This window comes from Enterobacter sp. RIT637 (assembly GCF_019718755.1).
Lineage (GTDB): Bacteria > Pseudomonadota > Gammaproteobacteria > Enterobacterales > Enterobacteriaceae > Enterobacter.
Genome location: NZ_JAIHAZ010000014.1, coordinates 24833 through 40020, shown reverse-complemented (window position 1 = coordinate 40020; position 15188 = coordinate 24833). Strand labels below are relative to the sequence as shown.

General features: G+C 55.6%; 13 protein-coding genes. 9 read left to right on the top strand and 4 right to left on the bottom strand.

Features of this window, described 5'->3' with window-relative positions:
* Positions 1-86: 86 nt before the first annotated feature.
* Genes tauA through tauD form a run of 4 tightly spaced genes read left to right on the top strand, consistent with a single transcriptional unit; the run spans position 87 to position 3496 of the window.
* Positions 87-1049: a taurine ABC transporter substrate-binding protein gene (tauA, locus tag K5E19_RS17965; protein WP_221552390.1), complete on the top strand. Its 963-nt coding sequence runs from the start codon at positions 87-89 to the stop codon at positions 1047-1049.
* 10 nt (positions 1050-1059) lie between these two features.
* Entirely contained in the window at positions 1060-1827 is a 768-nt protein-coding gene (gene tauB, locus K5E19_RS17960; RefSeq protein ID WP_221552388.1) for a taurine ABC transporter ATP-binding subunit, read from the top strand.
* Positions 1824-2651 carry a taurine ABC transporter permease TauC gene (tauC, locus tag K5E19_RS17955; RefSeq protein WP_221552387.1) on the top strand — a complete coding sequence of 276 codons (828 nt, stop codon included), beginning with the start codon at positions 1824-1826 and terminating at the stop codon, positions 2649-2651. The genes tauB and tauC overlap by 4 nt, the downstream gene beginning before the upstream one ends.
* Complete coding sequence (gene tauD, locus K5E19_RS17950) at positions 2648-3496, top strand: taurine dioxygenase (RefSeq protein WP_221552385.1); 849 nt, start codon at positions 2648-2650, stop codon at positions 3494-3496. The genes tauC and tauD overlap by 4 nt, the downstream gene beginning before the upstream one ends.
* A gap of 106 nt (positions 3497-3602) precedes the next feature.
* On the opposite strand, the gene K5E19_RS17945 is transcribed toward tauD, so the two are convergent.
* A complete protein-coding gene (locus tag K5E19_RS17945) occupies positions 3603-5303 on the bottom strand; it encodes a lysophospholipid acyltransferase family protein (RefSeq protein WP_221552382.1) in 1701 nt (566 codons plus the stop codon).
* A 72-nt stretch (positions 5304-5375) separates the two neighbouring features.
* Positions 5376-6350, bottom strand: a complete 975-nt coding sequence (gene hemB, locus K5E19_RS17940) for a porphobilinogen synthase (RefSeq protein ID WP_221552380.1) — start codon at positions 6348-6350, stop codon at positions 5376-5378.
* Positions 6351-6802: 452 nt separating this feature from the next.
* Here hemB and K5E19_RS17935 point away from each other — a divergent pair, with 452 nt between their 5' ends.
* Positions 6803-9577: an autotransporter outer membrane beta-barrel domain-containing protein gene (locus K5E19_RS17935; RefSeq protein ID WP_221552378.1), complete on the top strand. Its 2775-nt coding sequence runs from the start codon at positions 6803-6805 to the stop codon at positions 9575-9577.
* 94 nt (positions 9578-9671) lie between these two features.
* Complete coding sequence (locus tag K5E19_RS17930) at positions 9672-10301, top strand: helix-turn-helix domain-containing protein (protein ID WP_221552376.1); 630 nt, start codon at positions 9672-9674, stop codon at positions 10299-10301.
* A gap of 1 nt (position 10302) precedes the next feature.
* Here K5E19_RS17930 and ampH read toward each other — a convergent pair whose 3' ends face one another.
* Complete coding sequence (gene ampH, locus K5E19_RS17925; protein ID WP_221552374.1) at positions 10303-11463, bottom strand: D-alanyl-D-alanine-carboxypeptidase/endopeptidase AmpH; 1161 nt, start codon at positions 11461-11463, stop codon at positions 10303-10305.
* A 204-nt stretch (positions 11464-11667) separates the two neighbouring features.
* Here ampH and K5E19_RS17920 point away from each other — a divergent pair, with 204 nt between their 5' ends.
* The 3 genes from K5E19_RS17920 to K5E19_RS17910 all read left to right on the top strand — a co-directional run bounded on the left by K5E19_RS17920 (position 11668) and on the right by K5E19_RS17910 (position 14648).
* Positions 11668-12201 (top strand): isochorismatase family protein, encoded by a 534-nt coding sequence (locus K5E19_RS17920; RefSeq protein WP_221552372.1) that lies wholly within the window; start codon positions 11668-11670, stop codon positions 12199-12201.
* A 114-nt stretch (positions 12202-12315) separates the two neighbouring features.
* Positions 12316-13536 carry a peptide antibiotic transporter SbmA gene (gene sbmA, locus K5E19_RS17915; protein WP_221552370.1) on the top strand — a complete coding sequence of 407 codons (1221 nt, stop codon included), beginning with the start codon at positions 12316-12318 and terminating at the stop codon, positions 13534-13536.
* 14 nt (positions 13537-13550) lie between these two features.
* Complete coding sequence (locus K5E19_RS17910; RefSeq protein ID WP_221552369.1) at positions 13551-14648, top strand: DUF1615 domain-containing protein; 1098 nt, start codon at positions 13551-13553, stop codon at positions 14646-14648.
* Here K5E19_RS17910 and K5E19_RS17905 read toward each other — a convergent pair.
* The gene (locus tag K5E19_RS17905) at positions 14645-14947 is read right to left on the bottom strand and encodes a DUF2755 family protein (protein WP_221552368.1); all 303 of its coding nucleotides are present in this window, start codon (positions 14945-14947) and stop codon (positions 14645-14647) included. The two genes, K5E19_RS17910 and K5E19_RS17905, sit on opposite strands and share 4 nt — an antisense overlap.
* Positions 14948-15188: the final 241 nt, after the last annotated feature.

Here is a 15188-nt window from a genome sequence, read left to right as displayed (position 1 = left end):
TCGTCATTAGCGATTCTTTTTTATTCCTTTATCAAAATTCCCGCGCCGGAAATACTGCCCTCATAACAACAAGGGGAGCAGGCACTATGGCAAATTCATCGCGAATCACACTTCTCGGCGCACTGGCGCTGTGGGCATTCCAGGCGCAGGCGGTGGACGTCACCGTCGCGTATCAAACCTCTGCGGAACCGGCGAAAGTCGCGCAGGCGGACAACACCTTTGCCAAAGAGAGCGGCGCAAAAGTCGACTGGCGCAAGTTCGACAGTGGGGCGTCCGTCGTGCGTGCGTTAGCGTCCGGCGACGTGCAGATCGGCAATATTGGCTCCAGCCCGCTGGCGGTTGCGGCCAGCCAGCAGGTGCCGATCGAGGTTTTCCTGCTCGCCTCGCAGCTCGGTAACTCTGAAGCGCTGGTGGTGAAGAAAAACATCACCAAACCGGAAGATCTGATCGGCAAACGCATCGCCGTGCCGTTTATCTCCACCACCCACTACAGCCTGCTTGCGGCGCTGAAACACTGGGGCATCAAGCCGGGTCAGGTACAAATTATCAACCTGCAACCGCCGGCGATTATCGCGGCCTGGCAGCGCGGGGATATTGACGGGGCCTATGTGTGGGCACCGGCAGTGAACGAACTGGAAAAAGACGGCACCGTGCTGACCGACTCTGAAAAAGTGGGCCAGTGGGGGGCGCCAACCCTCGACGTGTGGGTCGTGCGCAAAGACTTTGCCGAGAAACATCCTGAGGTGGTGAAAGCCTTCGCCAAAAGCGCGATTGACGCTCAGCAGCCGTACATCTCTAACCCGGATGAATGGCTGAAGCAGCCCGCCAACCTGGAAAAACTCTCCCGCCTGAGCGGCGTGCCGGAAGCGGACGTGCCGGGACTGGTGAAAGGCAATACCTATCTGACGCCCGCGCAGCAGGTGCAGCAGCTGACCGGGCCGGTGAACAAAGCGATTGTGGATACCGCCACCTTCCTGAAAGAGCAGGGCAAAGTGCCTGCGGTAGCGGCGGATTACAGCCAGTACGTGACCGATCGTTTTGTGAAATAAGGAGTCCGCCATGCTGAATATCACGAACCTGTATGCCGATTACGGTGGTAAGCCCGCGCTGGAGGATATCAACCTGACGCTGGACAGCGGTGAGCTGCTGGTGGTGCTGGGCCCGTCCGGGTGCGGAAAAACCACGCTGCTGAATTTGATCGCCGGGTTTGTCCCTTATCAGCATGGCACCATCCAACTGGAAGGCAAAAAGGTTGAAGGTCCTGGCGCCGAGCGCGGCGTGGTCTTCCAGAACGAAGGATTGCTTCCCTGGCGCAACGTGCAGGAAAACGTGGCGTTTGGGCTACAGCTTGCGGGCATCAATCGCGAACAGCGGCTGGAAACGGCACGAACGATGCTAAAAAAAGTGGGGCTGGAAGGGGCGGAAAAACGCTTTATCTGGCAGCTTTCCGGCGGCCAGCGGCAGCGCGTCGGGATTGCCCGCGCGCTGGCCGCGAATCCGCAGCTGTTGCTGCTGGACGAGCCGTTCGGAGCGCTGGATGCCTTCACCCGCGAGCAGATGCAAACTCTGCTGCTGCGCCTGTGGCACGAGACGGGCAAGCAGGTGCTGTTGATTACCCACGATATCGAAGAGGCGGTGTTTATGGCGACGGAGCTGGTGCTGCTCTCGCCGGGGCCGGGCCGCGTGCTGGAGCGTTTGGCGCTGGATTTCGCCCGCCGCTACGTCGCGGGAGAACCCGTGCGCAGCATCAAATCCGACCCGCTGTTTATCGAACAGCGTGAATACGTCTTAAGCCGCGTGTTTGAACAACGGGAGGCTTTCTCATGAGCATCGTCTTCAGTGAAAAAACGCGCCGCACGCGTCTGGCGCTGCGCTGGCCTTTCTCGCGTCAAATCACCTTGAGCGTCGGTACGCTGCTGGTCTTACTGGCGGTGTGGTGGGCGGTTGCTGCCCAGCACTGGGTCAGCCCGCTGTTTCTGCCGCCGCCGGGACAGGTGCTGGCCAAACTCATTACCATCGCCGGGCCGCAGGGCTTTATGGATGCCACGCTCTGGCAGCACTTAGGTGCAAGTCTGGCACGTATTCTGGTGGCGCTGCTGGCAGCGGTGATTATCGGTATTCCGGTTGGGATCGCGATGGGCTTAAGCCCGACGGTGCGCGGCATTCTCGACCCGCTGATTGAGCTTTACCGCCCGGTGCCGCCGCTGGCCTATCTGCCGCTGATGGTTATCTGGTTCGGCATCGGTGAAACGTCAAAAATCCTGCTGATTTATCTGGCGATTTTCGCCCCGGTAGCCATGTCGGCGCTGGCGGGCGTGAAGAGCGCCCAGCAGGTGCGGATCCGCGCGGCGCAGTCGCTGGGTGCCAGCCGCACGCAGGTGCTGCTGTTCGTGATTTTACCGGGCGCACTGCCGGAGATTTTAACCGGGCTGCGCATCGGCCTCGGCGTAGGCTGGTCCACGCTGGTGGCGGCAGAGCTGATTGCAGCCACGCGCGGCCTTGGGTTTATGGTGCAGTCGGCGGGAGAGTTCCTGGCGACTGACGTGGTGCTGGCAGGGATCGCGGTGATCGCCGCGATCGCCTTCGGATTAGAACTGGGGCTGCGCGCGTTACAGCGCCGCCTGACGCCCTGGCATGGAGAAATACAATGAGTGAACGTCTGACCATTACCCCGCTGGGACCGTACATTGGCGCGCAGGTGTCGGGCCTGGATGTGACCCGTCCGCTGAGCGATAACCAGTTCGAGCAGCTGTACCACGCGGTGCTGCGCCATCAGGTGGTGTTCCTGCGCGGACAGGCGATCACCCCGCAGCAGCAGCGCGCGCTGGCCCTGCGCTTTGGCGATCTGCATATCCACCCCGTCTATCCACATGCGGAAGGGGTGGAGGAGATTATCGTTCTGGACACCCACAACGATAACCCGCCGGATAACGACAACTGGCACACCGACGTGACCTTTATCGAAACGCCTCCCGCCGGGGCGATTCTGGCGGCGAAGCTGCTGCCGGAAACGGGCGGCGATACGCTGTGGACCAGTGGGATTGCGGCGTATGAGGCGCTCTCCGCGCCGTTCCGGACGCTGCTGAGCGGGCTGCGGGCGGAGCACGACTTCAAAAAATCGTTCCAGGAGTACAAGTACCGTAAAACGGAAGAGGAGCATCAGCGCTGGCAGGAGGCGGTTGCGAAGCATCCTCCGCTGCTGCACCCGGTGGTACGGACCCATCCGGTGACGGGCAAGCAGGCGCTGTTCGTAAACGAAGGGTTCACGACGCGCATTGTGGACGTGTCCGAGAAAGAGAGTGAGGCGCTGCTGGGGTTCCTGTTTGCGCATGTCACTAAGCCGGAGTTTCAGGTGCGCTGGCGCTGGCAGGAGAACGACCTGGCGATCTGGGATAACCGCGTAACGCAGCACTATGCCAATGCGGACTATCTGCCGCAGCGCAGGATTATGCAGCGGGCGACGATTTTGGGGGATAAGCCGTTCTACCGCCCTTGATCCCGTAGTACACGTAGGCCGGGTAAGGCGTAGCCGCCACCCGGCAATTGTGCACCGTTCTTGCCGGGTGGCGCTGCGCTTACCCGGCCTACAAAAAACTGCACATCTAAAGGTGCGCCTCAATATACCGCTGATAGCGGTTCGCCTTCAGGTAACACAAATCCACCAGCACCAGCCCGTCGACGCAGTTGTTGAACGCCGGGTCGCTGCCAAAATCAATAAACTGCACGCCGCCGGGTTCGCAAAGCTCGGAATACTGCTTGTAGAGCGGCGGAATGCCGCAGCCCAGATTGCCGAGCAGGGATTTCAGCTTTGTCAGATCGTCCACGTAATCCACGCCGCCAAACTGCGCGAGCACGTCCGGCAGCGATGCGGGATAGGGCTGACGTGACGCGGCCAGCGGATGCGTTGCCGGGAACCACAGGCGATAAAATGCGACCAGCAGATCCCGCGCGGCAGGCGGTAAGCCGCCGGAAATGGAGACCGGGCCAAACAGGTAGCGGTAGTGCGGATAGCGGGCGAGATAGGCACCAATCCCGGACCATAAATAATCCAGGCCGCGGCGTCCCCAGTAGCGCGGCTGAATAAAGCTGCGCCCCAGTTCAATACCGTGCTCCAGCACGTCCTGCATTTTGTCGTCGTAGTGGAACAGACTATAGCTGTACAACCCGTCCGGACCGCGACGTTCTACCTGGCTGGCGGTAGGCATAAAGCGGTACGCGCCGACGATCTCCAGATCCTCATCATCCCAGAGGATCAGGTGGAGATAATCATCATCGTAGCTGTCCGTGTCCCGGCGCTTGCCGCTCCCTTCCTCCACCGCGCGAAACGCAATCTCGCGCAGGCGGCCCAGCTCGCGCAGCAGCGGGGCGTCTTCCTGACCGTTGCGCTGCCAAAGATAGATGGTTTTACCGTCGCTGGTATTGCCCAGACATTCGGCCTGCGCCAGCGCGCGTTTCAGCGTAGCCCGGTCTTCCGGGCGAGCAATGGCGCACTGGGTTTTAAAGACGCCAGGCACTCCCTTGCCAAGACGCATCACGTGCTGACGGCACTGCTCGGCCATCTCACGCGACGAAAGGGTGGCGCTAAACCAGTTGTTCCACGCAATCTGCTGGCCGATTTTAATCGGCAGCTGGCTATGGCGGCGGCGGAACATCTGCTGCATCAGCAACAGCATGGACAGCGTGGGCGACACCAGCGTGCTGGCATAGAAGAGCAGACTGTTATGCGCCTGAATATGCACCGGCAGCAGCGGGGCACGCAGCTTGCTGGCGAGTTTGATAAAGCCAGAGTGCCATTTTTTATCGCGAATGCCTTTGCGCGTGGGGCGGGAAACTTCTCCGGCCGGGAAGAAGATCAGCACGCCCGCGTTTTGCAGATGCTGTTCCATCTGGACCAGCGACGTTTTCGCCGTCCTGCCGCCCATATTGTCCACCGGGATAAACAGCGAGCTGAGGGGCTCAAGGTGCGTCAGCATCCGGTTGGTGACGACTTTAACATCGCGCCGCACGCGGGAGACGGCGTACAACAGCGCCAGCCCGTCCAGGGTCCCCGTCGGGTGGTTAGCAATAATGACCAGCGGGCCATGTTCGGGGATTTGTTCGAGATCGCGGGCGGAAACGGTGCAGAGAATATCAAGGTGTTCCAGAACTTGCTCCACCATATCCAGCCCTTTCAGGTGGCGGTGGGCTGCGGCAAATTGCTGAAATTCGTCTTCGTAAAACAGTCTTTTTAACAGACTTTTTTGCCAGGGTGCAGGCCTCGCCTGAGGCCAAAGATCGTCGAGAACGCTATCGAGGCTAAACATGGTTACTCCTCCTGCCGTCTTGCGAAGACAGTAGAAGGAGCAGATGTCGGTTGTATTGCAGTTTGGTGAAGATTAGCGGAGGATTTTTTTCTCGGCCAGATCCAGCGCGAAGTAGCTGAAGATCAGGTCCGCACCCGCGCGTTTGATCGCGCCGAGGCTTTCCAGGATCACTTTCTCTTCGTCAATCGCACCCGCCAGCGCGGCGAATTTGATCATCGCGTACTCGCCGCTGACCTGATAAGCGCCCAGCGGCAACTCGCTGCGCTCGCGGATGTCGCGCAGGATATCAAGATACGCGCCCGCGGGTTTCACCATCAGGCAGTCTGCGCCCTGGGCTTCATCGAGCAGGGATTCGCGAATCGCTTCGCGGCGGTTCAGCGGGTTCATCTGGTAAGTCTTACGATCGCCTTTCAGCGCCGTGCCTGCCGCTTCACGGAACGGGCCGTAGAAGGAGGAGGCGAATTTGGTGGAGTAAGACATGATGGCGGTGTCGGTAAAGCCCGCTGCGTCCAGCGCCTGACGGATAGCCTGAACCTGTCCGTCCATCGCCGCAGATGGCGCGATGAAGTCCGCACCGGCAGCGGCAGCGACTACAGCCTGCTTGCCAAGGTTCAGCAGGGTGGCATCGTTGTCCACGCCGTGATCGCACAGCACGCCGCAGTGGCCGTGTGAGGTGTATTCGCAGAAGCAGGTATCGGACATGACGATCATTTCCGGCACGGTCTCTTTGCAGATGCGAGACATGCGGGCGACGAGGCCATCTTCTTTCCACGCGTCGCTGCCGGTGGCGTCGGTATGGTGTGAAATGCCGAAGGTCATCACCGAGCGGATCCCCGCGTTGGCGATGCGTTCAATTTCACGTGCCAGATGTTTTTCCGGAATGCGCATTACGCCCGGCATGGCTTCGATGGCTTTGTAGTCATCGATCTCTTCTTCGACAAAAATCGGCAACACCAGATCGTTTAAGGTCAGGGTTGTCTCTTCAAACATAGCGCGCAGTGCAGGTGACTTGCGCAGGCGGCGGGGACGTGCAATTAAATCGGTCATGGTATGCCTGATGTTTGTGGAACAAAGAAGACTAGTGTACATGAAAGTGAAGAGGGGTGTTTTACGAAATTGGGCATTTTGATTTTGCGGAATGCGCCAAAACAAGCCGCATGGTAGGGATATATAATAACGTAAATTATCTTTTTTTTACGCGACGTTAAATATTGGCGGCGGTTTTGGATAGAGGGGAATTTATCATTATAAATGATCTATTATTTTTTATTATATATTCAAAGCGAATGAAATAAGTCTGCAATAGGCTGATTTTATAATATTTATTCATAATGATGGCTGTTGCCTCGATTTTTTGGTGCGGGTTGTCTGGATACGGACTTAATTGAATCATTCATTGAACCTTTTCGAAATGAAACTGCATAATTCCCTCCGCAATTAAACATTGCAAAATGATTTGATGGACAAACTTGCTTACGTCCCTGAGGAGGGATGACCCAATGCAAACATGGAAAAAGAAACTGGTTGTATCTCAACTTGCATTAGCCTGCACCCTGGCTATCGCTTCTCAGGCTAATGCGAAAGATATTTCCGGTACGACGTATAATACGTTTGGATATGATAATACTGCTTCTACACCATGGTATTATGGTTATGCAGACTGGGATTACTCGGATGCCACCCATGATGGTGACATTTATCCGGTGATTAACAAATCCACGGTAAACGGTGTTATTTCGACATACTATCTTGATGATGGCGTGAATGGCCGGGCGAATGCGTTGAGCATTTCAAATAGCACCATTAATGGCATGATCACCTCTGAATGTATGACCACTTCGTGTGCTGACGGCCTGGATACCGACGGCACGACACATTCACAGTACGATCGTTTTAGTCTGACCGTTGATCACTCTACCATCAACGACACCTATGAGCATTATGCTTATGAGGTTGTGAATGGTGACACCACCGAAACCCATTATCAGGATACTTATGCTCTGGGTAACGCGATTACGCTGGATGTAGAGTCTGATATCGTTATTCAGAATAACTCCCACGTAGCGGGTATTACGCTAACGCAGGGTTATCAGGAGCTCGACAACACCCCGTATGACGGTGTTGAAGGTGTCGCCAACAGCAGCAATGTCTTTACCGACACGCTGCTGGTGAAAGATTCTGTACTGACCTCGGGTGCGTACAGCGATCTGGGTTATAGTGGATTCTACGGTCAAACCGCGAAGCCGAGCGACTATGGTGAAACTAACGCGAGAGCGGCGGATGATGCGGCGCTGATTGTAGCAGCCAGCGCGTCTGATAATGCGATGCAGACTTCTGCCACGTTCGATCACTCCACCGTTACTGGCGACATTCTTTTCTCCAGTACCTTCGACAACAACTTCTACCCGAACGGCGATCCGGCAACGGATACCAGTGCAGACGGTGTCTATAACCCAACCACCAACGGCTGGGACGGTACTGATAAGCTGGACGTCACTCTGACCAATGGCAGCAAATGGGTTGGTGCAGCCCAGTCCAGCGTTGAAGCTATTGGCACTGCACAGATGTATGGCCAGGGTTACAGTAACGTTGACTGGCAGGCCCTGTCACCGAACAGCATTTGGCCTGATTCAACCTTTGACAGCAATGATCACGTTGCGGGTGAAGAGGTTTATCAGAGCGGTTTGTTTAACGTGACGCTGGAGAACGGTTCCGAGTGGGATACCCGTAAGGTTTCTAACATCGACGCGCTGGCGGTAAACAACCAGTCTCAGGTCAATGTTGAAAACTCTGGCCTGCTGGCGGATACCATCACTCTGACTAATGCCTCATCGTTGAATATCGGTGACAGCGGTGGTGTGGCAACCGACCATCTGTATCTGGACAGCTACAGCCGTGCTGCTCTGACCGAAGAGACGGCTGAGCTGTATGCCAATACCATCACTGTAGACAACGGTGCCGAGCTGGCGCTGGGTATGGGTCAGGTTGATACCCACAACATGGTACTGACCGACGGTGGCGTGCTGAACGTTGCCAGCCGCGATTACGTGTTGAACAGCGATCTGAACAACGCGCGCTATATCACCAACGATAAGTATAATGCCGATTACGACCACGGCGTTGTGGCGATTAATTCTGATGGCCATCTGTCAGTGAACGGTGACGTTGCAGGTAACTACAAAGTGCGCATCGATGATGCGACCGGTGCCGGTTCCGTTGCCGATTACAAAAATAAAGAGATCGTCCGCATCTATGACAATAACGCGGATACCACAGCTAGCTTTACTGCTGCAAACAAAGCCGATTTAGGTGCTTACACCTACCAGGCGCAGCAGAAAGGGGACACTGTTGTCCTGCAGCAGACTGAGCTGACCGACTACGCCAATATGGCGCTAAGCATTCCTTCTGCCAATACCAACATCTGGAATCTGCAGCAGGATACCGTCGGCACGCGTCTGACCAACAGCCGTCATGGTCTGGCGGATAACGGCGGGGCGTGGGTGAGTTATTTTGGCGGCAATTTCGACGCTGATAACGGCACCGTTAGCTACGATCAGGACGTGAGCGGCATTATGGTCGGTCTGGATACCCAGATTGACGGCAACAATGCGAAATGGATCGTAGGTGGTGCAGCAGGCTTTGCGAAGGGCGATATCAGCGATCGTACCGGTCAGGTTGATCAGGACAGTCAGACGGCGATGGTCTACGCGTCAGCGAAGTTCATGAATGACTTGTTCCTCGACAGCTCCCTGAGCTACACCCGCTTCAACAATGAGCTCTCCGCTACCATGAGCAACGGCCAGTACGTTGACGGTGACACCACGACCGATGCGGTCGGCTTTGGCATGAAGCTGGGCTATGACTGGAAACCAAACGCGTCTGGCTACGTGACGCCTTACGCGGCGGTATCGGGCCTGTTCCAGTCCGGTGATGACTACCGGTTGAGCAACGACATGCGTATCGACGGGCAGTCTTATGACAGCCTGCGTTATGAGCTTGGCGTTGATGCGGGTTATACCTTCAACTACGGCGGAGAGCAGGCGTTGACGCCTTACTTCAAGTTGGCTTATGTGTATGACGATGCCGACAACAATGCTGATGTGAACGACGACAGCATCGATAACGGTGTAGAAGGTTCTGCGGTTCGCGTGGGCCTGGGCACGCAGTTCAGCTTCACGAAGAACTTCAGTGCTTATACTGATGCAACTTATCTCGGCGGCGGCGACGTTGACCAGAACTGGGGTGCAAATCTGGGTGTGAAATATACCTGGTAAAATTTAAAAAGCGGGGGAATATTTCCCCCGCTTTTTTATATGTCAATTAAAAAAATAATAGAGAACCGACAGATACAGATGACGTGAGGTGTGCATGAGTGTTAATGCGAAACCACTTTCTGAATTAAACCGGATCGTAAACTGCCTGGAAATCGGCAGCACCCCTTTTAAGACCGCGCCACAGAAATTAATTTCAATCGCCAATAATGAGGATGATGTTCCATACACATTTGTAATACAAACCGGCGTCGTTGCGATTCACAGAAAGTCAGATGAACTTCTCGTAGGCATTGCGAAGGCACCCTATATTTATGGTTTAAGCGCGTGGGTAAATAATAGCCATCAGGAATATGTAATGATGGCACATTCACATTGCTCAGGTTTTTATTTACCAGCCTCTTCTCTGTACCAACGGCTTCAGCAAGCCTCACTCTGGCAAGACGCATTTTGTTGGCTGTCATGGATTAACCATCATCTGGGTAAACGTGACATGCAGCTGGTGGGGAATAACTCTTACAGCCAGATCCGGGCCATGCTCATGAATATGGCCGAGTGGGATGAAACGCTGCGCTCAAAAATTGGCGTTATGAATCATATTCAGCGCAGCACAGGGATCTCGCGCTCTGTGGTCGCGGAAGTTTTAGCAGCGCTGCGGCAGGGTAATTATATTACGATGAGCCGGGGCAAACTGGTTGGCATCAACCGTTTGCCCGCGGACTATTAGGTCAGTTCGATGCCGTCAGCACCTGCGCTTTATTTGCGCTCAGCTCGGCAACCAGATTATTGATGCCATCGCTCATGTTGACGAAGCGCGTGTTCGGCGAGCGGGTAACGACCACAAACGCCCCTACGTTGGACTGCGGGATCATCGCCATATAGGTGATGAATCCGCCGCCGCCGCCCGTTTTCTGAATAATGCCCGGGCGGCCGTCTTTCGGTGCCATGTACACCCAGCCCAAACCGAGGGCGTCGGCTTTGCCTGGTACGTCCATGCCGATCACGCGGGTCAGTTGGGTACGCTGATAAATCAGCGTTTGCATGCGATCGGCCTGTTGAGTGCGAGAGTAGAAATCCGAAGAGAGGAACTGCTGCATCCAGCGCATCATATCGCCAGGCGTGGAATACACGCCACCGCTGCCGATCGCCGCCAGGGTGTTATTACACGGACTGGCACCTTTTTCAGCGACCATCAGGCGACGGCACTGGTCCGGGGAGGGGGTAAAGGTGGTGTCCTTCATTCCCAACGGGCGCGTAATCTGCTCTTCAAACAGCTGAGGGTAGGGTTTACCCGAAGCGGTCGATAACGCATCGGCCAGCAGATCAAACGCCAGATTTGAATAGGCGGCCTGCGAACCCGGCGTGGTTTTCAGCGTCGCGGTGCTCAGGTAATTCCAGCGCTGTTCGCGCGTCGGCCAGACAAACACAGGACGATGTGCCGCGCCGCCAGGTTGTTCGCGCGGCAGGGCGCTGGTGTGCGTCGCCAGGTTGACCAGTCTGATTGGCGCACCCTGATAAGTCGGGACGCGAGCGCCGGGTGGCGCGTATTTGCTGAGCGGGTCGTCGAGTTTGACCACGCCCTGGTCAAGCAGCTTCACCAGCATTTCGCTGGTCATCAGCTTGGTGATGGAGGCAATACGGATCACCGAATCCAGCTGCGGGTGAACGTTATTTCCCGGGCGCGTTTCACCAAAGCTGCGAAACACGCGCTGGTTACCGTCAATCACCACCAGCGCCATTCCCGTCGCGCCGCTACCGTAATAGATCAGGTTCGCGTAGCGATCGGCGATATCAGAGGCTAAAACCGGGGCCGTCAGCGGCTGTGCTGCCTGGGCGGTGGAAAAGCTCACCGCACAAAGCGCGGCGAAAGAGAGCAGACAACGTTTCAACGAAAAGCATCCATCAAGTAAATAAGGAAAGTTAGGGGTATTTATACTACTAATCGGTAAGCTGCAAAGGCCCGAATTGCATAACGATAGCGAGAAAAACGTAACCATGGGTAAATATGAACAATTTACCTGCGGCCTGGATCCCATTTTGTGACATCGGGCTTATGATAGGCACCAGTGCGACTCAATCTTGCGGAGAAAGGTATGTCTGATAAGCGTGTGGTTATGGTGGTTGATATGCAGAACGGGGTATTCGAGACGCCGCGTCATCAGCGCGAGAAATGTGTCTCTCTGATCAACCAGCTTACGCAGGCAGCCGACAGGGTGGTTTTTATACAGCATACCGAAGCCGGGGGCCTGGAAGAGGGAAGTGAAGGGTTTGCATTGCTTCCTGAGCTAAACCAGCCAGCAGGCGCGTTGTACGTCACTAAAACCGCCTGTGATGCTTTCTACAACACCGCGCTTGAGGCGCTGCTGCGTGAGCAGGGCATTCGTGAGTTTGTCATTTGCGGCTGTGCCACCGATTATTGTGTTGATGCCACCCTCAAAAACGGTGTCAGCCGGGGCTACCACATCACGGTTGCTGAAGATGCCCACACCACGGCTAATCGCCCGGCGGCGGAAGCCCAGGTATTGATTGACCACTACAACGATGTCTGGCGTAACTTTATCGCCCCTGCCAACCCACCGTCGGTGAAACGCACCGAAACAATTCTCGAAAACTGGAAAGCGAACTAATAATAAACCCACGGGTCTGACCTTTTTACCTGCGCCACTGGCGGGTTCAGGTCAGATTTTCGTGTGGCGATGTGTTGAGCACAGCAACAGCCATAACAACAAGAAGGAAGCACAATGTTTAAGTCTTTTTTCCCAAAGCCGGGGCCTTTTTTCCTGTCGGCATTTATTTGGGCACTGATTGCTGTCATTTTCTGGCAGGCGGGCGGCGGCGCATGGCTAACGCGTATCACGGGGGCAACGGGTGAGGTGCCAATCAGCGCCGCGCGCTTCTGGTCGCTAAGTTATTTGCTGTTCTACGCCTACTATACGGTGTGCGTGGGCGTGTTTGCGCTTTTCTGGTTTATCTACTCTCCGCACCGCTGGCAATACTGGTCGATTCTGGGCACCTCGCTGATCGTCTTTGTGACCTGGTTCCTTGTCGAAGTTGGCGTGGCGGTGAACGCCTGGTATGCGCCCTTCTACGATCTGATCCAGACGGCGCTGAGTTCCCCGCATAAGGTGACGATTAACCAGTTTTACCATGAGGTGGGTATCTTCCTCGGTATCGCCCTGATTGCGGTGATCATTGGCGTGATGAACAATTTCTTCGTCAGCCACTATGTCTTCCGCTGGCGTACCGCCATGAACGAACACTATATGGCGCACTGGCAGCACCTGCGTCATATCGAAGGTGCCGCGCAGCGTGTGCAGGAAGACACCATGCGTTTTGCCTCTACGCTTGAAGACATGGGCGTCAGTTTTATCAACGCCATTATGACGCTGATTGCCTTCCTGCCGGTGCTGGTGACGCTCTCCGCGCACGTGCCGGAACTGCCGATTATTGGTCACCTGCCGTATGGTCTGGTGATCGCCGCGATTGTCTGGTCATTGATGGGCACCGGGCTGCTGGCGGTGGTCGGTATCAAGCTGCCGGGTCTGGAGTTTAAAAATCAGCGTGTCGAAGCGGCTTACCGTAAAGAGCTGGTCTACGGCGAAGATGATGCTAACCGCGCCTCACCACCGACCGTTCGCGAGCTGTTTGGCGCGGTGCGTCGCAACTATTTCCGCCTCTATTTCCACTACATGTATTTCAACATTGCGCGCATTCTGTATCTGCAGGTTGATAACGTTTTCGGTTTGTTCCTGCTGTTCCCGTCGATTGTTGCGGGTACGATTACGCTGGGCCTGATGACGCAGATCACCAACGTCTTTGGACAGGTGCGCGGCTCGTTCCAGTATCTGATCAGCTCCTGGACCACGCTGGTGGAACTGATGTCCATCTACAAACGTTTACGCAGTTTCGAGCGCGAGCTGGACGATAAAGATCTGCAGGAAGTCACCAACACATTTAGCTAATACAGGGAGTTGCTATGTCTTTTGCCGTACCGCGTACATTATCGCTGTCCTTGCTTGCTGCCCTGGTGCTGGCGGGGTGTGCCGAGAAAGGGGCCGCGCCACTTAAAAAAGGGGAAAAGCCCGTGGACGTGGCGAGCGTAGTCCGGCAAAAAATGCCCTCCAGCGTGAAGGATCGCAATGCGTGGGCGGACGCGCTGGCAAAGACCTTTGAAAGCCAGAAAATTGCCCCCACCGAGGAGAATATCTGCTCGGTGCTGGCGGTGGCGCAGCAGGAATCCATGTACCAGTCAGACCCGGTCGTACCGGGTCTGAACAAAATTGCCTGGAAAGAGATCGACCGCCGCGCGGAATCGATGCATATCCCGGTCTTCCTGGTCCATACCGCGCTTAAAATCACCTCGCCAAACGGCAAAAGTTACAGCGATCGGCTGGATACGGTGAAAACCGAGAAACAGCTAAGCGCCATTTTTGATGACTTCATCAACATGGTGCCGATGGGGCAAAAACTGTTTGGCTCGCTTAATCCGGTGCACACCGGCGGTCCGATGCAGGTCAGCATCGCGTTTGCAGAAAAACATACCGACGGTTATCCGTGGAAAATCGACGGTACGGTGCGTCAGGAGGTCTTCTCCCTGCGCGGCGGGCTCTGGTTTGGCACTTATCACCTTCTTAACTACCCGGCGAATTACAGCGAGCCGCTGTACCGCTTTGCTGACTTTAACGCGGGATGGTATGCCAGCCGGAACGCAGCGTTTCAGAATGCCGTTAGCCGCGCATCCGGGGTGAAACTGGCGCTGGATGGCGATCTGATTGCCTACGGCAGCAGCGAAGCGGGCACGACCGAACGCGCAGTGCGCAAACTGGCGACAAAGCTGGATATGAGCAATAGCGATATTCGCCGTCAGCTGGAGAAGGGCGACAGTCTGGCGTTTGAGAAAACGGATTTGTATCAGCAGGTCTTTGCGCTGGCAGAGAAGAAAAGTGGAAAAGCGTTGCCGAGGGCTATCCTGCCCGGCATTCAGCTAGAGAGCCCGAAGATCACGCGTAACCTGACAACCGCATGGTTCGCGAAACGCGTTGATGACCGCCGGGCTCGCTGTATGGGACTTTAGAAACGACGGCGCAGGCGAAGCACCAGAGCAATGACGCCAAGAACCATGCAGCCGATGAGGAAGGGGACCAGGCCAAACAGGGTGCTAACCCCGAAACCGATCTCAACGCGCGGGCGCCCGCTATCCTGGACCTGCATAAGGTGTTCATAAACGCCAGGCGCATGAACCAGCATGTTGAGAAGCTGTGAACCCGCCCAGAAGCAGAACAGCACAAACAGGGCATAGGCGATATTACCCGCCGTGGAGGTTTTTGGTTGTTTGCCGCCAAAGATCGGTTTCGACAATGTAAAATCAGCCATATAGACCTCCCGAAATATCACGCTGTTTTATACGTTTCGCATAGGGTGAGTTTGACAGGTCATCGCATTTGTCAATATCAGAATCGTGGTAATTTACCCTCAGGAATGCTCCTGGATTGATGATTTCTGCATCACATCACAATTTGATCACTTAAGTGAAATTGCGTCGCGTTTCAGAATTTCCGCATTCGCCACAGACCCGGTCATAAAACTGTGAGAGGATGTCTTTTTTTCCTGCCGG